15 protein-coding genes are annotated in these 21343 nt (G+C 39.3%); 12 read left to right on the top strand and 3 right to left on the bottom strand.

Annotated elements, in window-relative coordinates; all coding sequences use genetic code 11:
* Positions 1-6 precede the first annotated feature (6 nt).
* Positions 7-987: a hypothetical protein gene (locus MmiHf6_RS07080; protein ID WP_316557097.1), complete on the bottom strand. Its 981-nt coding sequence runs from the start codon at positions 985-987 to the stop codon at positions 7-9.
* A gap of 1373 nt (positions 988-2360) precedes the next feature.
* On the opposite strand from MmiHf6_RS07080, the gene MmiHf6_RS07075 reads away from it, so the two are divergent.
* Positions 2361-3608, top strand: coding sequence for an ORC1-type DNA replication protein (locus tag MmiHf6_RS07075; protein ID WP_316557096.1), 1248 nt, complete (start codon positions 2361-2363; stop codon positions 3606-3608).
* 194 nt (positions 3609-3802) lie between these two features.
* Here the strand turns inward: MmiHf6_RS07075 and MmiHf6_RS07070 are convergent, their stop codons facing one another.
* On the bottom strand, positions 3803-4018 hold the full coding sequence (locus tag MmiHf6_RS07070; protein ID WP_316557095.1) for a hypothetical protein: 216 nt from the start codon (positions 4016-4018) through the stop codon (positions 3803-3805).
* Between the two features lie 220 nt (positions 4019-4238).
* Here MmiHf6_RS07070 and MmiHf6_RS07065 point away from each other — a divergent pair, with 220 nt between their 5' ends.
* The 4 genes from MmiHf6_RS07065 to MmiHf6_RS07050 all read left to right on the top strand — a co-directional run bounded on the left by MmiHf6_RS07065 (position 4239) and on the right by MmiHf6_RS07050 (position 7528).
* Positions 4239-5012: a DUF5803 family protein gene (locus MmiHf6_RS07065; RefSeq protein WP_316557094.1), complete on the top strand. Its 774-nt coding sequence runs from the start codon at positions 4239-4241 to the stop codon at positions 5010-5012.
* Positions 5013-5160: 148 nt separating this feature from the next.
* Positions 5161-5823, top strand: coding sequence for a LabA-like NYN domain-containing protein (locus MmiHf6_RS07060; RefSeq protein WP_316557093.1), 663 nt, complete (start codon positions 5161-5163; stop codon positions 5821-5823).
* Positions 5823-6704 carry a hypothetical protein gene (locus MmiHf6_RS07055; protein ID WP_316557092.1) on the top strand — a complete coding sequence of 294 codons (882 nt, stop codon included), beginning with the start codon at positions 5823-5825 and terminating at the stop codon, positions 6702-6704. The genes MmiHf6_RS07060 and MmiHf6_RS07055 overlap by 1 nt, the downstream gene beginning before the upstream one ends.
* Before the next feature lie 29 nt (positions 6705-6733).
* Complete coding sequence (locus MmiHf6_RS07050; protein WP_316557091.1) at positions 6734-7528, top strand: ABC transporter ATP-binding protein; 795 nt, start codon at positions 6734-6736, stop codon at positions 7526-7528.
* Between the two features lie 717 nt (positions 7529-8245).
* On the opposite strand, the gene glyS is transcribed toward MmiHf6_RS07050, so the two are convergent.
* Entirely contained in the window at positions 8246-10033 is a 1788-nt protein-coding gene (glyS, locus tag MmiHf6_RS07045) for a glycine--tRNA ligase (RefSeq protein ID WP_316557090.1), read from the bottom strand.
* Positions 10034-10938: 905 nt separating this feature from the next.
* Between glyS and MmiHf6_RS07040 the strand changes: the two genes are divergently transcribed.
* From MmiHf6_RS07040 to MmiHf6_RS07010, 7 genes are all read left to right on the top strand, one after another.
* Positions 10939-11766, top strand: a complete 828-nt coding sequence (locus MmiHf6_RS07040) for a hypothetical protein (protein ID WP_316557089.1) — start codon at positions 10939-10941, stop codon at positions 11764-11766.
* A 330-nt stretch (positions 11767-12096) separates the two neighbouring features.
* On the top strand, positions 12097-13479 hold the full coding sequence (pylS, locus tag MmiHf6_RS07035) for a pyrrolysine--tRNA(Pyl) ligase (RefSeq protein WP_316557088.1): 1383 nt from the start codon (positions 12097-12099) through the stop codon (positions 13477-13479).
* A 143-nt stretch (positions 13480-13622) separates the two neighbouring features.
* Positions 13623-14747 carry a methylornithine synthase PylB gene (gene pylB / locus MmiHf6_RS07030; protein ID WP_316557087.1) on the top strand — a complete coding sequence of 375 codons (1125 nt, stop codon included), beginning with the start codon at positions 13623-13625 and terminating at the stop codon, positions 14745-14747.
* A 185-nt stretch (positions 14748-14932) separates the two neighbouring features.
* The gene (gene pylC / locus MmiHf6_RS07025) at positions 14933-16129 is read left to right on the top strand and encodes a 3-methylornithine--L-lysine ligase PylC (RefSeq protein ID WP_316557086.1); all 1197 of its coding nucleotides are present in this window, start codon (positions 14933-14935) and stop codon (positions 16127-16129) included.
* A 40-nt stretch (positions 16130-16169) separates the two neighbouring features.
* Positions 16170-16958: a 3-methylornithyl-N6-L-lysine dehydrogenase PylD gene (gene pylD, locus MmiHf6_RS07020; protein WP_316557085.1), complete on the top strand. Its 789-nt coding sequence runs from the start codon at positions 16170-16172 to the stop codon at positions 16956-16958.
* A gap of 347 nt (positions 16959-17305) precedes the next feature.
* A complete protein-coding gene (locus MmiHf6_RS07015) occupies positions 17306-19654 on the top strand; it encodes a phospholipase C/P1 nuclease family protein (RefSeq protein WP_316557084.1) in 2349 nt (782 codons plus the stop codon).
* Between the two features lie 674 nt (positions 19655-20328).
* Positions 20329-21129 carry a hypothetical protein gene (locus MmiHf6_RS07010; RefSeq protein ID WP_316557083.1) on the top strand — a complete coding sequence of 267 codons (801 nt, stop codon included), beginning with the start codon at positions 20329-20331 and terminating at the stop codon, positions 21127-21129.
* Positions 21130-21343: the final 214 nt, after the last annotated feature.

Below are 21343 nucleotides of genomic sequence, written 5' to 3'. Positions count from 1 at the left end.
GAATTCCTAAACAAAAAGCTGATTTCCGCTTTCGTCTTCCGTATACAGGACAGTGACACCGTCATAGGGGTTGTCATCATCATCGTAAATGACATATGAGAAGAAATACGGTATGTCTTTTGAATCCATTTCCATTCCGAATTCATTCATCAATGTTCCGAAACCAATGAATGTGCAGACAGCGTTTCCTTCATTGTCAAATTCCCATAACGAAGAGTAATAATCTCTGCCCAATACTGACTCGACAAAGACAGCCATATCCTCATCCGGCTCGGGGAAATCCGCGCCCCATCCGAGTTCGGAAGCTTCCATGAAAATGTTGCTCGGCAACACAGTGTCAACGTAATCAGATTGAACAAGTTCTCCTTTTCTTGTGAAATTAACTGTTTCACCAAGGATTTTGCTGCTTGTTTCAATCTCTTCATCAATTACTAAAACAAATTCAGTCACTTCAATCACATTATCGGATTTGACGGTAAAGCTGTTGCTTTTAGCGATGCCGAAATCAAAATATGAAACCATCACATTCGTGCCGTCCAAATCTTCTCTGACAATATAGGCACCGGATCCTTCGGCAGGATAGTCATCGGCATATTCGCCTAAATTCTGCATTTCATAATCAAAAGTGCCGTCAGAATAACCGGTGAAAACAAGTGTAATTCCGAGTTCGTCAGGGTCGGAAACCCATGTTCCGATAAACGGATTGCTCACGGATGCCAGCCACGGACTTGAACTGCTTCTGCTGCTTCCGCCACCGCCGCTTGAATTCGCGACAACGACATCCGGCAGAGATGATGATCCCATTGAAGAAGCGTTTGTTTCAGTATCGTTTTGTTCATTTTGTTCATCATTTTCTTCTTCATTGCTATCATCAAGCGATGAAGAAAAACCTGAGGCGGAACCGCCGTTGGAATCAGAATCTGTTCCCTGATTCAGGCAGCCGGACATCATTGCCGTCAGAAGCACGAGAACGATGATGAGTATCATCGAAACGGCGGCAAATTTGTCTCCCTTTCTTTTAAATAATTTTTTTTGTTTGGATATCATAAATAATCACTTTCGCTATTCGCATAACCCTTTAAGTTTCATTTTTATTCCCTATCCCCTTGTATTTTTTCATTGTTTTTCGGTTTGTTTTGGTATGTTTTGATTTGTATCTCGGACCTGCATTCCGATTATGAATTCACAGGTATTTGATTAAATCAGAAACGGCAAACAGAAATAACGGGAATCTTAAACGAAAAATTAAGAGTATCAGTAACTCAAATTTCATCATATAAAAACATGTTCGTTTATCCGAAATAATTACGATATAACTAAAAATATTAGAATTGTAGAATGCAATTAGATATAGCAAATATATTACAACATACCTAATATGATGAGACTCATGAAATTTTATCTGAATGAAAAAAGCTCGTTTTTTGTATTTTCAATTACATTTTCAATTACGTTTTCAATTACAATTGCTTATTTTTTCGTCAAGAAACAAAGCTCTCAAAAAAAATTCTGTTTCCAAAAGAAATGCCGTTTTCAGCTCCCCCTGTTTCCGATGAACTGAAAATTCGACAGTGCCGCGTTTTTCGCATGCGTTTTTCATTCGAAACAACCGTGACATTTTATTAAAAAATGTTCATTCGGGGAAAAATAAAATATATATCTGATAGCTTACTTGATGTCGTTTTTCCATTGGAAATAAAGGGGTGTATTTCCCATAAGCTTTAATACCTTTACTTCAATTGCATGTAATTACGCAAATTTTTGCATGAAACGTTTGAATCGTTAAAAAATATGACATAACGTAAAGAACGTTTGAATTGCAAGCCGACCTTTCGAAAAAGCGAAATTTCATGCCACATTTATTCGCTCTTCGAAACACAATAAACAACAAAAAATATAACAAAAACGACAACAAAAACGACAACAAAAACGACAAAAAAACGACAAAAAAAACAATAACAAAAAAATACAATAAAAATAACAACGATAATAAAACAATAATCAAAACGAAAGCACATTTAAACAAATCACATTAATTAAAAAATGTAAACAAATGAAGCCGATGACACGCAAAACACAAATGCTTCATTCTTTTCATTGACTTTTCGAGAATCGGAAACGGACTTTAAAATTCGTTTCTTACAAGATATAAAGATTCAATCTTACAAGATGTAAAGATTCAATTCAAAATAAAAATACGAACGCTAAAAGCGTAATCGTCAAATTATTGGATCTGTTTCGCTGAAATCAAACGCGCTTGTTCGTTGCTGCGGTTTTTCAGTTGTATTTGAATATTTAGGTTTATGGTTTACTCATGCGGTTTTTTGCCGCATTCGACTATCTCACAGGAGATTAACGATATGACAAACTCCCTCAACAAATTATTTGAACGCCTTCTTGAAAATGAATCCATTTTCAAAGACAAGGAAGTTCTCAGACATTCTTACACGCCGGACGTTTTGGTTCACCGAGATGAACAAACGGAAGAACTGGCAACGATTTTGGTTTCCGCGCTTCGCGGAGAGACACCGTCAAATATTCTCATTTACGGGAAAACAGGAACGGGAAAAACGGCCGTGACGCGATATGTCGGCAAAGAGCTTGAAAATATGAGCGAAAAAATGGGCGTCAAATGTTCCGTGATTTACGTTAATTGTGAAGTGATCGACACGCAGTACAGGCTTTTGGCAAATCTGGCCCGTCATTTCGGCGAAGATATTCCGATGACAGGCTGGCCGACTGACCAGGTTTTCCAAAAATTTAAAGAAGCGCTTGACACAAGAGAGCAGGTTCTCATCGTCATTTTGGATGAAATCGATAAGCTCGTCAAGAAGGGCGATGATGTTCTTTACAATTTATCCCGTATCAATTCAAGTTTAAAACAGGCGCGCGTCAGCATTATCGGCGTTTCAAACGACTTGAAATTCACAGACTTTTTAGACCCGCGCGTTAAAAGTTCGCTCGGCGAAGAAGAAATCATTTATCCGCCTTACGATGCCGATCAGATCCGCGATATTCTTTATCAGCGCGCTGAAATGGCTTACAATGAAAACGTTTTAGACGGCTCCGTCATTCCGCTCTGCGCTGCTTTGGCCGCTCAGGAACACGGCGACGCCCGCCGCGCGCTTGATTTGCTTCGCGTTTCCGGTGAAATCGCCGAGCGCCGCGAGGAAAAACTTGTGACGGAAATTCATGTCCGCGTCGCGCAGGACAAAATCGAAGTCGACCGCGTCGTTGAAGTCGTCCGCACGCTTCCGACTCAGTCCAAGCTTGTGCTTTTCAGCATCGTCACGCTCAATATCAGCGCGCAGAATCAGAATCTGTCGCCTCAAAGTATTACGACGGGCGAAGTGTACAACATTTACCGGAAGCTCTGCAAAGCAATTGACACGGATGTTTTGACACAGCGCCGCGTTACGGATCTGATGTCGGAACTTGATATGCTCGGCATAATTAATGCTGTTGTCGTCAGCAAAGGCCGCTACGGCCGAACAAAAGAAATTTCTCTCTCCGTCCCCATAAAAAACACGTATGAGGTGCTTCTTGAAGATTACAAGTTAAAACCGCTTGAGAATTACACTCACAACGTAAAAATCGGATATTTTTGAATATTTCAAACTTAAAGCGGCAGCGCCGTCTGAATGATGAAAGCATTTCGCTTTTATCTCACCTTTTCTTTTTTGATTTTTTTTGAAAATAATACAATTTTTTTGTTTTTGATTTTTTTGAAAAATGTATGATCGATTTTGATTTTGGTTTTTTCAAAAATGCAGGGCGATTTTTGTGTCATTTATTTAAAATTCTAGCACTCGCGCGCGGCGGCGGTGCCGCAAAAAAATCGCTTCGCGATTTTTTCAGTAAACACCTCCCTCCAACTGCAAACAAACACCTCCCTCCAACTACAAACAAACACCTCCCTCCAACTGCAAACAAACACCACACTCCAACTGCAAACAAACACCTCCCTCCAACTGCAAACAAACACCACACTCCAACTGCAAACCGGCGTAGCCCTCAAAAATCGCGAAGCGATTTTTTACAAACACCGCCCTCCCCCCGGCTCATGAAATTTTGTGAGAGAACGACCGAAGGTCGGTCACGAGCAAAATTTGAACAAATTTTTTTGACCAAACGTATTTATCATCAGAATCCTATTTTCATTCATGAAAAAAAGTCTGTTTCCGTTGCTCATTTTCATATTCATCATTTCAATTGTTTCCTCAAGCGGCTGCTTATCGATGCTGACAAGTGATCCAAGCAATACGGCGGAAGCGGAAAACATATCAGGCGTGCTTGACATATATGAGCTGAACATTTTTGTTCCAACCGTTAAAGGTCAGGAAAAAATCGTTGAATCAGGCACTTATTTTGTCGATTCGGAATCTTCATCGGTTCAAGTTGTTCGTTTGATCAATGACCAAAAAAATGTCACTCTTCTTTACGATTCAAGTCTGTTTTCTTTTGAAGCGCCTGAATTTACAAATATTTATTTCATCACGACCGAAAACGGAGATTTTACCGCAACGCAAGAAGGCATTGACGATCTTATTGAAAATCCGGTCATGGTAAATCCCGCTTATTCTTTGAAAAATCCGAAAACCGCGCCGACAATTGAATTTGAAGAAAATTTCACAGGCGTTTTGGTTTACACATTTACGCCGTACATGGGCGGCACATCTGTTACGATAAACGATGGCGCCGCCGCGATTCAAATCATTCTTCCTGAGGGTTTGACGACCGGAAACAGAATCATCGGAACAGCTTCGCCGAGTCCGGATTCAGTTGAGGAAGATGAAAGCGGCCGGAATGTTTTGAAATGGAACAGCCCGATTGGTTCGGTCAGCGTAAAATATTACAATGAAAACGCGCCGTTTTATCTTTTGATTTCATTCTCTGCGCTTGCCGGCGCCGTTATCGCCGTTTATCTTTGGTACCGCTATCAGACAAAAAAATTGCATGAAATTACAAAGCTCGTTGATGACGAAACGACAGGATTCAGGAAGCAAAGATAAAAAGGATAAAAGAGGAAAAAAGGATTAAAAACAAAATAATAGATAAATAAATAAACAAAAATGTTGACAAATGATAGAAAGATGATTCTGTTCTTATCACATTTAATTTAAAACAAATATTCATTTTGACGGATTTTGGGCGGTAAAAATGGCAATCGGTTCGGATAATAAAAATAACAAAGTCATGATGTTCATTGACTACAGAAACATCATCAAAAGCGTCGACACAATGAAATCGCTGCCTTTTAAACTGGACTTGGAAACTCTTGCCCGACACCTGCTTGGTTCAAGAGAACTTGTGGCAGCATATGTTTTTGACTCCAAAGGAGCCATCGGACATGAAGATTCATCCAAAAGACTGCACGACAAACTTCGCTACTTAGGTTTTCGAGTGATGATTCGGGATGCGTTTGATTCTGACAGATACGAACAAAAAGAAGTTGATGTGGCGATGGCGTGCGAAATGGTCGTACACGCTTTAAGAGACCACTATGATGTCGCAATCGTTGTCAGCGGTGATCGTGATTTCGTACCGGCCATACAACATGTTCAGGCGGCAGGCAAAAGAGTTGAAGTTGCCGCTTTTGCAAACACAGTCGGATCCGCAGTCATACAAACCGCCGACAAATTTCATGAATTGGAAAAAATGCCTCTGCTTGCAATGCAGAATCCGACCGTTGACGGAAATCCGGCCATTACTGAAAATTTGACTGCTGATAAAAATCCGACAGCTGATAAAAATTCGGCTGTTGAGAATCCGATTATTGAGGAAGAAACGGGTTTAAAAAATGACGAAGGGGAGACGATATAATGGAGTTCAATCAATGGATATCAGATGTGAATGAAAAATACGGATTGGACGATAATGATTGGGAAGATGTAAAGAATACAACGGTTTTGACCTTCCGAATGGATGACAGCGGTAAAGTCAGTTCGACGTATAATGGTTTGCGTGTGTACAGACATTACGATTCCGAAAAAATTATTTTGCCGGGTGAGACTTGGATTTGTTCTTTAATTTTAAATCAAACATATACTTATTTTGCGAGAGGGTTGCAAAGGATTGATTCTTCATTCATGTTTGAACTGAAAAAAGACCAAAAAGATGCCATTGCAGCCGGCATATGGGAAAAACATAAAAACACGATTGAGCCTCTTTTGGAAGAAAAATACAAAGATATCCTCAGCAAAAATATTGCGCAGGCGGTTACGGATACAAGAAAAGAATATGAAACCGTAGTCAAAGAGCTGCATGAAGCGGTCCATATTTTAGAACAAAAAGATGCGGAAAACAAAAATATCATAACCTCTCTTCACGAAAAATTGAATGCTTCAGAAACGGAAAAAAAATCAAATTCAAACAACGGATTGATTCCGAACAACGGATTGACCCCGAACAGCGGGTTGATTCCGAATATGCCGTTTTATGCGCCGCCCCAGATAGCTGTTTCTGTAAGACGCGACGGTCCTGATTCGATATCTTCCGAGCTGTTCAATAAATCCAGATATTTTGTCCATTTGAGCGCGGACCAAAGAATAATCGCCGTAAAACCCCATGACGAAGGCAATGTTGTCTGTATGAACAATACAATCGTTCTTGCCGGTCTGTCGCTGCTTTCATCTTACAGCGGGCCGCAGGAAATGGTTTCCGAATACAATCATATTTTCGGCGGGATTCAAATATATCTGTAAAGCGGTATATCTGCAAATAAGGTTTTACTATGAATGACACAGCTCCGCTTCTTGATTTCAGGCATATGACGGTCATTAAAGATGAACGCGCTATTTTGGATGACATTTCTCTTTTGGTCGGAGCGGATGAAAATATTGCCATTATCGGCCCGAACGGCTCGGGAAAATCTTCTTTGATTAAAGTCATGACCCGCGAATATTATCCCGTTGCTGACGCTCCCGGGCTTCATATGAATATTATGGGCGAAGAGATGTGGAATATTTTTGATTTGCGCAAACAGCTCGGAATCATTACGACTGATCTTCAAAATATGTGTCTTCGGGACAGCACCGTTTTTGAAATCGTTCTTTCTGGATATTTTTCAAGCATCGGCATTTATGATGATTTTTTTGACGTGACGATTGAAATGAAAGCGATGGCAAACGAAATTCTGAAATTTTTGGGAATTCATCATTTGAGAAATCAAAAAATGACGAAAATTTCATCCGGCGAAGCTCGAAAAGCATTGATTGCCCGAGCGCTCGTTCACGATCCGAAAGCGCTTGTTTTGGACGAACCGACAAACAGTCTCGATATGAAATCGATCGACCAATTCCGAAAAACTGTCAGTTCGGTTGCCAAAGCCGGCAAAAACATTATTCTTGTTACGCACGATTTGTCGGATATAATTCCCGAAATCAAGCGCGTGATTCTCATTAAAGACGGAAAAATATTTGCCGACGGCAAAAAAGAAGATATTTTAACAAATGAAAATTTGACGGCGCTTTTTGAAGTTCCCGTCACGGTTCAAAAACACGGCGAATATTACGCGGCATTTTGCTGAAATTTTTTCTTTATCTTTCTTTTTTCTTTGTTTTTAATTTCTCTATTTTCTTTGTTTTTTATTTCCTATTTGTATTCTAAAAACAAACAGCTTATGCTGTTCAAAAATGAAAGAAAAAATGAAAAAATAAACCACAGAAATCAGATAAAATAAAAAGGAGAAAAGCCCGTTTGAAACGGGCCGTCAGACTTTACGGGGAATTTAATTTTGAACAAATTATTTTGTTTTTTGAACGGAGGTTTCGTTTTTGTTCTGTTGCAATTTCGATATATGGCGTATCGATTATATATTTAATAGTATACAGAGGGCTCAAAGGTAAAACAATTAAATTTGAGTTATTTTCTAAATACACCCAAATAGTATAAATACTTTATTATTTTGAAAATCATTTACAACAGAGTTTATTATTTATTGAGCATGCTGTTTTTAAAGAATGTTAAAATTTAAAAAATCAATAAAAATTGTATAATTTGAAAATCAATTAAACTAAAATTAAATTTTCTGTTTTAAAATTTAAAACAAAATCAATTGAATTGCATACGAATGCGGGTGTAATTACGGCTGCAATTACGGGTGCCGCCGCGCGCGAGCCGCACAAATTTTTGAAAAATGAATCGAAAAACGAGGTGCCGGGTTTTGAAATATGAAAAAATGAAAATGAAAAGAAAGAAAAACAAAAACAAGATAAAAGAAAGAAAAAGAAAGAAAAATAAAAAATCAGCGGGAAACTATTTCCCCGCTTTCTTCAAACGTTTTTTTGCCCGAAAGCAAATCTTTCAAAACCGAAACCAAATTGTCGGCCGGAACAAGAATCTGCTTCATCGTATCGCGGTCGCGGATCGTCACGGGCTTGTTTTCCTTTTCAATCGTGTCAAAATCGATCGTTACCGAAAACGGAATGCCGATTTCATCATTTCTTCTGTAACGCTTTCCAATCGTTCCGGATTCATCGTAATCGCACATAATGCCGGCGGCAACGATTTCGCTAAACAAATTTCGAGCGGCAGCAGACAAGTCGGGCTTGCCCATCAGCGGATGAACAGCCGCCTGATACGGCGCAACAATATTTTTAAATCTCATGACGGCGCGGCTTCCTTCATCATCGTCAGCTGTATCAGCACCGGCGTCTGCTGTCAACTCTTCTTCATCGTAAGCGTGCTCCATCACGCAATAAGTGATCCTGTCAATGCCGTAAGACGGTTCAATGACGTGCGGAACAATGGTTTTGCCTGAAATTTTAACGCTTTCTTCGCCGAATGCAATCAAATTTTTCGAAACGGTAAAGCTTTCGCCGTCAGCCGTTACAGTGATTTCATCGCCGGCCGCTTGAATTTCTTCGGCGCTGAGCTCTTTAAGCGCGTCGCCGACAGCTTTCGCTTTGCCTTTGAAAAGCGGGCCGAGTTTTCCCATGTCGGGCTTGACAACGAATTTCGTTTCAATAATCGGCTCGGGATATTCGATGTAAACGGAAAGCTCGACCTTACTCTGCTTGGCGTGCGCGGACAAGTCGTAATCCGTTCGATCGGCGATGCCGACAACTTCGACCCAGCCGAAGCGATCCGTTTTGATTTCCGCGTCCCAGCAGTCAACGGCGTAGTGCGCCATTTCATCTGACAAATGCTGGCGGAAACGGAGGTCTTCGGGCGAAATGCCGACACGGATTAAGAAATCGTTTGTCAGAGCGACGTAGTAAGCCAAAAATTCGTGCGCGACTGTTCCGTCCGCGACGGCTTCGCCGACAGTTTTTTGAATCGTCGTTCCGCTCGGGTCTGCTTGCTGCGCCTGCGGGTAAAGCGTGAGTTTGACATCTTTGTATTTGTCAAAATTCGGATGCGTTTTGACATCGGGGTCGACGAAAATTTCACATTCGGCCTGCGTGAATTCACGAAGTCTCAAAACGCCCTGGCGCGGTGAAATTTCGTTTCTGTAAGATTTGCCGATTTGAACGGCGCCAAACGGCAGCTTTTCGCGGTAAAAGCGGGAGAGGCGCTGGAAGTCGACAAACATTCCCTGTGCGGTCTCCGGCCTCAAGTAGCCGGGGCGGCCGGTGCCGGGACCGATTTTTGTTTGGAACATCAAATTGAATTCAAAAGATTTGCCGAGCTTGCAGCCGCATTCGGGGCAAACGATGTTGTTTTGAACGATCATTTCGTCCAACTGAACGGTGTCAAGCGCGCCGACGCCTTCGATGCCGAGCGCTTCAATCAAGTGGTCTGCCCGGAAAGACTGGCTGCAGCCGCCGCATTCCGTGAGCGGATCGGAAAAACCGCCGACGTGGCCGGAAGCGACGAAAATATCTTCAATACCGATTGTCGGCGCTTCAATTTCCATATAACCTTCGTTTAAAACATAAAAATCGCGCCAAAGGTTTTCGATTTTTCTCTTCACGGTACAGCCGAGCGGACCGTAATCAAAAAAACCGGCGGCACCGCCGTAGAGTTCAAATGAATTCCACAAAAAGCCGCGGCGTTTGGCAAGATCCATTACTTTATCATATTTGTCCATAAGAAGCCTCAATGTCACTGCAATTATATAAGTTTGAAATTTTGAAATTTTGAAATTTGTAATTATTTTGAAATTTAAATCTTATTAAAATCAAAGACGGGTATTGAAAAGAATTGATACGATTTAAATTTTACAATATGATTTGAAAAATTGAAGTTTGAAAAAAGTATATTCTTCAAAATGCGGTCATCGTTCTTGATTGCTTTTTAAAGCTGTGCGAGTCGCGCGCGGCAGCCTGTCCGAGCGGAAGTTTGCCGGTCACCAAAAGAAGTAAAAAGAAGTGTTTTAAATTTCGTCTTATTCTTTATTCTTCAATTAGTGTAAAATCAATCTGATTTTGAATGTAGAATCATGACAAATATCTTCAAATTTTTCTGAAAAACGCTTCAAAAATGTTCTCAAAAATTGCAACACCGTTGTAAAATTACAAAGCGGTTGTAATGTTTTTACTTCATTGGAAATTGTTAATCCCGTGTTTTTTACACGCCCTCTACATAATGTTTTATTCTTAATTTTCGTCGTCAAAAAAGAGTAACATTTTTATACAGGTGCATTCTTTGTAAAATTTGCTTTTGGATTTTAATTTAAACTATCAGTTTTTCAAAGTAAAGTCTAAAACCACACATTCTATAACCACAAACCATATTAAAAACACACACACACCCGGGTTCCCTTCCGCAGGGAACTCGATTATTCTTATTCTTTTTTATTCTTCATTACTTTTCATATCTTCTTAATTTCATGTTTTTATTTTTGCTGTTAATTTATATTTTTTAAAATTCTGAAATTTCTGATTATCGGCAAATCCTTTAATATTCCATTCATCTTTATTCTCTAATACTTACTTTTAATATTGACTTTATTTTCTTTTCAATTACATTTTTCAATTGACATCGGCTGATGATATGACAACTTGTAAAATCGCTCACAATTTCCAAGCAGTTCCGCGCGCGCTGCCGGCAGAAATCACAAAAGCAGCGGATGCAGGGTTTTCATGGATCGCCGATTATTTCTCAAATACAAGCGGCGCGTTTTCAGATGCCGCCGTCAAAGATTTGACAAACTTAACGCTCGCCCATTTCTACTGGAATTATCCTCAAATCGGCTTCCTCTACCTTCAAACATTGCTTTTGAAACAGGAAGAAAACGGATCATTTTCAAACGGAGACCTCCGCGAAACGGCGCGCGCAATTTCCTGTTTGTCAGCCGCTTATTCTTATTTAGAATCAAATTCAAGCGGTTTGGACAACAGCGACCTTCTCACCGCCCGCGGAAACGCCGTTCAATATTTGCTGGCGCACCGTGCCGATTGGGGAAAAAATCTTTACGACACTGTTTACATTCTGCCTGCGCTTGCAGATGCCGGTATTTTTGAAGAAGAGCTCAGTTTGGATTTGTGTGAAAATGACAGTCCCGACAGACAGCATCCCGGAACGACCGCGTTGATTTTAACGGCGCTTCAAAAGCAGAAAAATTTGGGAAAATTCACCGAAGCCGCCGATTTCATGATTTTTGAATTCATTTCCAAAAAATTAAATGATCTCGCGTCCGTTCGCGAAGACGGCTTTTGGAAATATACCGCAACGAGCAACTTGGTTCTTCAGGCGTTCGTTCTCTGCAATCAAAAACACGTAGCAACGGAATCTTTGCCGTGGCTTGCCGACTCTCAAAAAGAAAACGGTTCATGGGAAAACGATCTCAACACAACTTCTCTTTCACTTTTGACGCTTTAGCAGCTGACAGCATGAGTTTATAATGCCGAATTTGCCTGCAAGTCTTATAACAAGCGTCTAAAATAACAACAGCGGCAGCATATATGCTGCATTTTCGAGCGGTTCGGCGGGAAAGATATTAATTAAAAAAGCACTTAAATGCGGGAACGCTTTAACCGCGTCACAAAAATAGAAATCAATCGAATTCAACGACATCGACTGAAATTATCGGTATTTTCGGAAATGGAAATCTGGTCAGGTAGACCAAATGGACTCTAGATCCGTTTAGCCGGGTTAGATTCCCGGGATTTCCGCATTCTTATCACGGAAAAATAAAAGGAGGAAACAAATATGGCAGACAGACCAATGTTAGAGCGGCTCGTCAAACTCAATGATGTTTGGCTTTCACGAAAAGACGTTTTGCACGGCGTTAAATCATATGATGTTTCCACCAAGAAAATCCGTATTCATACCGACTGCGGCGAAGTGATCACTGTTAACAATTCCAGACGCAGCGCATCCGCGCGCGCACTTCGCAATTCCAAGTACAGAAAAGTCTGCAAACACTGCAAACTTTCGGACGTTCGTATCAACCGTTTCGTTGCCAAAGATTTCTATGATCCGGGAATCACTTATGTCGAAACGCCCGTCAAGAAAACGGCGCCGAAAAAAGTGATGAAGAAAGGAATGGCAGAGCAGCCGGCAGCAGCAGCCGGCAGCGGCGGCAACAGCAGCAGACCGCCCGTCGGGGCAGCAGCCGGCAGCAACGGCAGCAGTACATCTGCACCCGCAGCGGCAGCAACCGCAGCAGCAACCGCAACAGCACCCGCAGCGGCAACAACCGTAGCAGCAACCGCAACAGCAGCAGTCACAGCCGCCGCTCAAACGCAGCCGGCAGCAAACAAAATTCAGGAGCCCGTTACCGTGAATAAACTCTCACAGTCTCAAAGAAAAAGATTGGAAACATTATTGGTTTCCGATGAAATCGATTTGGACAGCCCCGATCTTCCGCCGTTTGAAGAATTGGAAGCGGAATTGGTTGCTAAAAGAAAAGCGGAGCTCGTTGACATTTATGAAAACAGCCGCGAACACATGCTGGCACAGTTAGAGCGCGACATTTCGGCATTTTTAATTTCCAAAGGATTTATTGAAATCAAGTCTTCTATTCTCATTCCCGAAGAATATATCGTAAAAATGGGAATCGACAAAGACGTTGAACTTTCCAAGCAGGTTTTCAGAACCGATGACGGCAAATGTCTGCGCCCGATGCTTGCGCCTGTTCTTTATAATTATCTTCATCGTTTCGACAAAATTTTACCCGATCCCGTGAAAATCTTTGAAATCGGCCCCTGCTACCGCAAGGAATCTGACGGCAGCAGCCATTTGGAAGAATTTACGATGGTCAATTTCTGTCAAATGGGTGACGGCTCAACGCGCGAAAACCTGATTCAGCTGATTGATGAATTTTTAACGCATCTCGGTATCAGTTACGAACTTGAAGGCGACGAATGCATGGTTTACGGCGCGACCGTTGACATTATGCACGGCGATTTGGAACTGTCTTCCGCCGTTGTCGGCCCGGTTCCGATGGACATGGACTGGGGCGTGAACAAACCCTGGATCGGCGCAGGATTCGGACTCGAGCGTTTGCTTAAAGTCAGACACAATTTCAAAAATATCAAGAGGGGAAGCCGTTCTGAATATTATTACAACGGTATTCATACAAATTTATAATCGGTATATAATAAGTTCAATCAGTACCAGTAATGGATTCAAAATTAGTTAACAGATTTATAATCAGCATATAATGAATTTACAATAAATTTACAAAAATTAAAACTGTAATAAACAGCCAGCGAAATTGGGGGATTTCAAAGATGACGGATTTATTTTCAAGAATGGATGATGCACAATACTGTCAATTCATAGAGGACATTATTTCAAAAAAGCCGCTGACAAATGAAATGATTCGCGAAATGCTTTCCGTCACTGATCGCGACAGCCTCAAAAAGATGTATGACGCAGCTGTTGCCGTTAAAAATCATTATTTTGGAAAAAACGTCTACCTTTACAGTTTTGTTTACTTTTCCACTTACTGCAAAAACAATTGCGCTTTTTGCTATTACAATTCCAAAAACAAAATCGATCGCTACCGCGTAACGCCTGAAGAACTTCGTAAAATGTGTGAAGAACTCAAAGACGAAGGCGTTCACATGATTGATTTAACGATGGGCGAAGACCCTCATTTTCACAATACGCCTGAAAATCTTTTGGAATTTGTCAGAATCACAAAAGAAATCACGGGACTTCCGGTTATGGTTTCGCCCGGCGTTGTCGACAATGATTTTATTAAATCCTTGCGGGCGGCAGGCGCCGATTTTTTTGCGCTTTATCAGGAAACGTACCAAGAAGAACTTTATAAGAAACTTCGCGTCGGCCAGTCTTTTGAAGAGCGCACTCAAGCCCGAAAAAATGCGAAAGCTGCCGGCATATGCATTGAAGACGGCATTTTAACAGGTTTTTCCAAAATGAAACTTTCAAACGGCGAGCCGATCAATCCGTCCGTTTCTGATGACATCAAGTCGGCAATCGCATCCATTCGCGGCATGCAGGAAGCGGACCCGGATCAGGTGCGTGTGATGACGTTTGAGCCGCAGCCCGGAACGCCGCTTGCCGAGACGACGCAGGCGTCGGACTTGATGGAGCTCAAAGTCATTTCAATTCTGAGATTTGTTTTCCCCGACCGTTTGATTCCGGCGTCACTCGATGTTGCCGGCATTCCCGGAATGGTTGACCGCCTTAACGCCGGCGCGAATGTGGTGACGTCCATCATTTCCGCTGATTCAAAGCTGGAAGGCGTCGTTAATTTTGACCGCGACGTTTCTTTAAGCGAGCGGCAAAGAGATGCGAAAAGCGTTATTGAAAAGCTTCATGAGATGGGACTTGAGCGCGGCAGTCAGGAAAGTTTTGAAAATTATTTGAATCGAAATCGATCGAATTAAAAAATGAATGAATTAAAGAAATTAAATGACGAGCAAACGAATCAATAAGAGAGTCGGCAAACTAAAATTAAATGATTAAAACAAATCAAACGAATAAACAAATCAAACGAATAAACAAATCAAACGAATAAACAAATCAAACGAATAAACAACCCGAATAATAAATCAAACATAAAGGAATCAAAATGTCCGTTTCAGAAAAATCATCATCCATTGCCTCCGATTTTCCGGAATCAAAATACGCGGGAAAACGTATTTGTCTCATCGGCGGCAAACTTCAGGGCGTTGAAGCGGCGTATTTGGCGAAAAAGGCGGGATTGTTTGTTGTTTTGATTGATAAAAACCCGTCGGCGCTTGCTCAAAATTTGGCCGACGAATTTCATTGTTTTGATATTACAAAAGACAAATCCCGATTTATTTCATTATCAGAAAATGTTGACTTTATGATTCCCGTCAACGAAAATGAAAAAACGATTGCGTTTTTGAAATCCGTTTTTGAATCCGGCGAAATTAAATGTCCGCTGCTTTTTGATTTCGGCGCTTACGAAATCAGCTGCGACAAAACAAAATCTAAAAATTATTTCAAAACCGTCGGCGTTCCGACACCGGCAGACAAACCGAACGCGCCGCCTTATTTTGTGAAACCGCCGTCTGAAAGCGGCAGTATCGGCGCAAAAATCATTCATTCCGATGACGAACTGAAGGCAGTTCCTCCAAATTATTTGATTGAAGAATATTTGGAAGGACCCGTTATTTCTTTGGAAGTTATCGGCAACGGCAGCGATTATATTGTCGTTAAAGAAACTCACATTCACATTGACGATGTTTGGGACTGTTACATGGTAACACCGCTTCCGAGTGACGAAACCTATCAAAAAATCGCTTTTGATTTGGCGAAAGGACTCAATCTAAAAGGGATCATGGACGTTGAAGCCATTTCAAGCCAAAAAGACCGGAAAGTTTTGGAAATTGACGCGCGCTTCCCGAGCCAGACGCCGATTTGCGTTTATTTTTCATCCGGCGTGAATTTGCTTCTTTTGCTGATTGAAGCTTTTGATTCCGATTCAAATCATCTGAATTCATTCAAAGAAAAAAGTCTTTTGAATTCAACCAATCGAAAATATGAAAAGTCGTACTGCATTTTCGAACATTTCCAAAAGAAAGACGGCGCACTCATTTCGGGCGGCGAACATTTGATTTCTGCCGGCAGCGATTTTCATTCGTTTGCGGCGGACAGCAATGAAAACAGCATTGAAATTTTTGAATGTACGGGCGAAAATTCGTATACGGCTTATACCGTCATCACTTACGCGAAAACGGAAGCGGAAACAAAAGAAAAAAGAGAAAAAGCAATGGCTTTGATTCTCGAAAATAAGAATTAATAAACCAAAAAATAAACCAAAAACGATATGAGGAATAATTATGGCACTTTTAACTCCCGAAGACTTGGCAAATATGACAAACGCGCTCGTTGAAAACGATCGTTTGATCACGGAATTAACAGATTATTCTTTAGACGGGCTTTGCCGCAAAATTTACGGCACCGTGCCGAGAAATGAAAAAATTGCCATCATTCCCGTGACGGCCGGCAACGGAATCATCGGAAGTTTTTCCGAATCTTTGCTTTTCACGGTTCAGCATTTCGGAATGGACGGATTTATTACCGAAAACACCGACGTCGCCGGCTATTATGAAGCCGTGACAAACGGCGCCGACATCATTTTGATGGCAGACGATCTCGCGTATATCGCGCACAATCTGAGAAACGGCAAAATCGCGCACAATCAAATTTGTACCGGCAGAATTTACGCGGAAATTCTTTGTCACGCGAAAGATTACGCTGACGACAAAGATGTTCTCGTCATCGGACTCGGAAAAGTCGGAACGCCCGCGCTTGAAACTTTCTTAAATGAAAAACAGAATGTTTATGTTTTTGACGTTGATTCAAAGCGCGTCGATGAAATCTTAACAGATTATCCCGTTTTCAAATACGACCCCGCAAAAGAGCCGAAATCATTTTTCAAAATCTTTGAAGCAACCCCGTGCGCCGATACGATTTGCGAATCCGCTCTCAAAGAAAATTCAATCGTTTCAACGCCCGGCATTCCGCTCGGCATTTCGGATGAATTGATTGAAAAATATAAAGTTCGCGTTGTTTCCGAACCGCTCGGGATCGGGACATTGAGCATGTTGTATGATGTTTTTGATTGAAGATGAATAAATTTATTTATTCGCGTTTTTCTGTTTTTGTTTAAAGTCATGATATGAACAAATGAAATTTTGATAAAACTTCGATTATAGTTTACAAAAAATCAATTCCAACCAATTTCAAAATATAGCTAATATATATTATATATTTTTATTTATGACCACTATTTATATATATATTGACGGTGTGAAAAAATTTACTAAGTTGCTTAATCGAATTGGCTAAAATGGTTGTATAAAATGCTTCTGCTATTTATTAATCTTTAAAAATATAGAAGTATTGTTTTGGTTAAATAAAGTTTATTGAATTGAGATTTTTAATTCAATAAGACTAAGGTTCAGGTGATTTTATGATTAAAACAAAAATTTTGATGATTTTCTTAATTTTAGGTGTGTTTATTGTTACCGGTTTATCTGTTTGTGCAGGTGACGATTCAATATCTGAAATTTCAATATATAATTCAACATCTTCCGACTCAGTATCAAAATCAATCTCTGCCGAGTTTGACTCCGATTCAACTTCTGAGCGCTCAATATATAATTCAACAAATAAGTCCGCAAATGATTCTATCATTGATGAAAAAGAGGAGTTTTTGGAGCTGGTTGAATATAAAAAAGTGCCGATTAATAGTGCTTATTCAAAAGCTAAATTGCAAAATATTAATGTATCTGATGACACTCTTGAAGCGTTTTCACGATTTGAATTGTGGCTTGTTGAGCAAAATGTGGATGCTAAAGCGGAAAACATTTCTATTATGTATATTGATGACGATTTGAGAGCCATTGAAAACTACTGGGTTTTTGCAACTCGCCCGGAATCAAAAGAAATGTATCTTAAAACGATGCAGAATTCAAAAAGTTCTGATGTTTCTTCGAATGAAATGGTTTCATTTATGAAAAAAATCGATGAAAAATATCCTGTAAAATATGTACAAACAGGAGTTGCTTTATTTGTTACTGTTGAAAATAAAGAAGCACTGCTTTCTGATTTTTCTGAAAAAGACACTATGATGTTAGAAAATATTTCACATGTTATCCTTGAAGAGTCATCATTGAAAAAAAATGAAGTCATTACTTCTAATTGGGGTTCATCAAATCCGAATCTTCATGCAGATATGTCCAGATGGGCTGCCGAAAAGGCAGGATTTGATACTAATTCTGTAAATATTATTTCAAATAATGCAAATGCTCCTGATTTTTTCTCTATTCCTGATAATATACTTGAAAGAAATTATGATCATTATTATAATCCAAGAAGTAATTTTGGCGGTGCACCTATTAAAATAAATGAATATTATCATAATATAAATTCAGCAGGATCAATGGATGCAAAATGTCTGCAATTATCTTATGCATCTCATTATATGGCTGATTTAAGTATGCCATTACATACAAATTATGCTGGTGACCAAAGTACAACTTTTTTCGATGATTTGCCCTACCATTTTGCTTATGAAGCTAATTATGTCGGAGCGAATTGGACAACCGGTCATAATTTCAGCCGATTTGCGAAAGATGTTAATTCTGGCTATTTTATGCAAGACCCGGGAGAAGCAGGCAAAGCTTTGGCAGGTTATGCATATCTCTACTCTGATGAAGCACGAATATGTGGAGAAGGTATCTCTAATAGTGCTTCTTACATTCCAACGAGTTCTATATTTTATGCAACCGCATTTTGCATTGATGAAGGGCAGAGATATTTAATCGGTCTCATGGAAGCAGGATTCCAAGAAATGAGTGCTACTGGCGGGCAGCAGAATTTTGTAAATCAACAAGATATTACATTCCAACTTGCAAGGGATGGAGTACGTGTCAGTGAATTGGATTTAACAAATTTGAGAGTATCGATGGGGGCAGGAGATGCTGCTTCTATTTATCTCAATGGTCGCCAAATTTTAAAATTCATGGATTCATCAGCAGGCGGAAATCTTTATATCTATAATGCAACTGGTGGTCAGTTGGGATCCATGTCTAAAGTAAACGGTAAAACCGGATACGAAAATATGACATTTGATATTTCTTTTATTCACGATGGTTCTCAAATGACTATTGAAATTCAAAAATACTACCGTGGTGTCCCCAACGGCAGCATTGCTCGATATTCTTATACGACACTTAGTGATATTTCAACATTGAGGGCAAATATGACCGGATATCAATCTAATGTAGATTATATCAGTGGCAATCTATATGTTGATTATGAACCAACATCCGGAATGGGCGGATTCAATGGATATTTTGAAAATGAACAGGACATTACACTCAGGTTTAGCGATAACCTTATTGTCAATGCCGGTAAATTAGATTTGACAGGTTTAAGAGTTTCAATGGGCAACGGAGATGTTGCTTCTATTAATCTCAACAATCGCCAAATTTTAAAATTCGTTGATTCGTCGGCGGGTGGAGCTCTTTACATCTATGATCAAAATGGAAATCAATTGGGAACTATGTCTAAAATAAACGGTAAGCCGTCATTTGAAAACATGACATTTGATGTTTCTTTCACTCATGATGGTTCTCGAATGACTGTTGAAATCCAAAAATATTATCGTGGTGTTCAGAATGGTAGTGTTGTCAGATATTCTTACATGACAACAGATGACATTTCAACAATGAGGGCATATATAAATGGTTACCAATCAAATGTAGACTATATTAGCAGTCAATATGATGCCATTAAATCTTCAGGTATACTTTGAAGAAGTTATACAGAATTAATTGTTTAGATATTAATTAATATTGACGAAGAATCAAGGAGTGATATTATGCAAACATTAAATGAACGAAATATAATTTCTTTCGTAGAATGTTGTATTTTATCATTTCCACTGATTCTGTTTTCGTTTTTATTTGCATCCCAAATTATACCTCAATTGGTAAGGTTTTTGGGGGGAGAAAACGTCAATTGGTGGGCGATAGATAGTTTATCGTTCACCGACTGTGTTACTTTTATTTTTATTTTTATTTTAAATTACATCTTATATTGTATTTTGAAGAAAAAGTATAATTTTGAAATATATGTTTTTCTTTATGGCGTGGGATTTACGTCGTGTTGTGTTACGCTTGTCATTTTGATCCAGACATTTTTTATTAAGTATGCGGAAATCGGACTGCTTTTATGGTGCATTTTCTATATGCTTTCATTTATGCCGGTATATTATTCATATGCAATCTTATATCAAGATGAAAAAAAAGAGACTGATTCAGTTCTTTCGCGTTTGCCTCTCACGATATTTGTGTTTTCTTTAATCTCGACAGTGGTAGAGATAATTAACTCTCGTCCTCCGGTTGCAGGTGTATTGCTGCTGCTTTTCGGATTATATGTAAATTATTTTATTTTTAAAAAGTTCAGACTCAGTCTTCGCGGCTTTGCATGGAGTATGTTTTTACCCATGGTTATTGTGTTTTGTTATCGCATTTTAACAACACCGTTTTTATGAAACTGGATAGAGATATTAATATTGATGGAGAATTAGGAGATGGTATTATAACTCAAATATTAAATAAAAACCAAATTTCTTTCATAGAATGTTGTATCTTATCCTTTCCATCGATATTGATGTTATTTTATTTTATTTCTCTATTTGTATCAGGATTAATACGTTTATTAAAAGGTGTAGACATCCCTTGGAGGACATTGGCGATAATCGGCGACCTGCCATTAATTTTAAGCATTATCTCAATTTTTATTTTTAACTCTGTTTTTTATAATTTTTTAAAGAAAAAATATGATTTCAAACTGAATGTTTTCTTCTATGGTGTAGGATTTACATCCTGTTGTGTTACATTTATATTTTTGACTCAAGGAAAACTTCAGGGTTCATTTTGGAGCGGATTTGAGCTAATTTTTTGGTCTTTTTTGTGTATGTTTTCATTTATGTTAACATATTATTGCTATGCAATTTTACTCCAAAATGAAGAAAAAAGGACTGATAATGTAATTTCCTATTTAATAGCCATGATTCTTGTTTTTTCTTTGATTTTAATAGTTCTCGAAATAATTACTTCTCATCCCCCTATTGCCGGAGGGTTGTTGTTAATTTTTGTATTATATCTTATCTGCTGTGTCTCTTTTACACAAATAAGAATCAGTCTTCGTGGTTTTGCATGGAGTATGTTTTTGCCATCCTTTGTTATATTTTGGTATGTTTTTTTATCAACTCCGTTTATGTGAAAATAAATGAGTTCATTCAATTCACTGCTACTTGAAAAAAATTAAGAATTGTCGATAAACAATTCATAACTTAAAATTATATCTTAAACTATACACATTTTATTTTAATGAAAGGGAAGTCATACTATTCGAAAAAGGTTGTTTTCTACTAAGATTTTTTTCTTTTTTATGATTCTAATTGCTATTATCGGACTAATGTCTATTATTTTTTTAC

It is taken from the genome of Methanimicrococcus hongohii, from assembly GCF_032594095.1.
GTDB classification, from domain to species: domain Archaea; phylum Halobacteriota; class Methanosarcinia; order Methanosarcinales; family Methanosarcinaceae; genus Methanimicrococcus; species Methanimicrococcus hongohii.
Note: the sequence above shows the minus strand (reverse complement) of the source record. Positions and strands in the feature narration are given on the sequence as shown.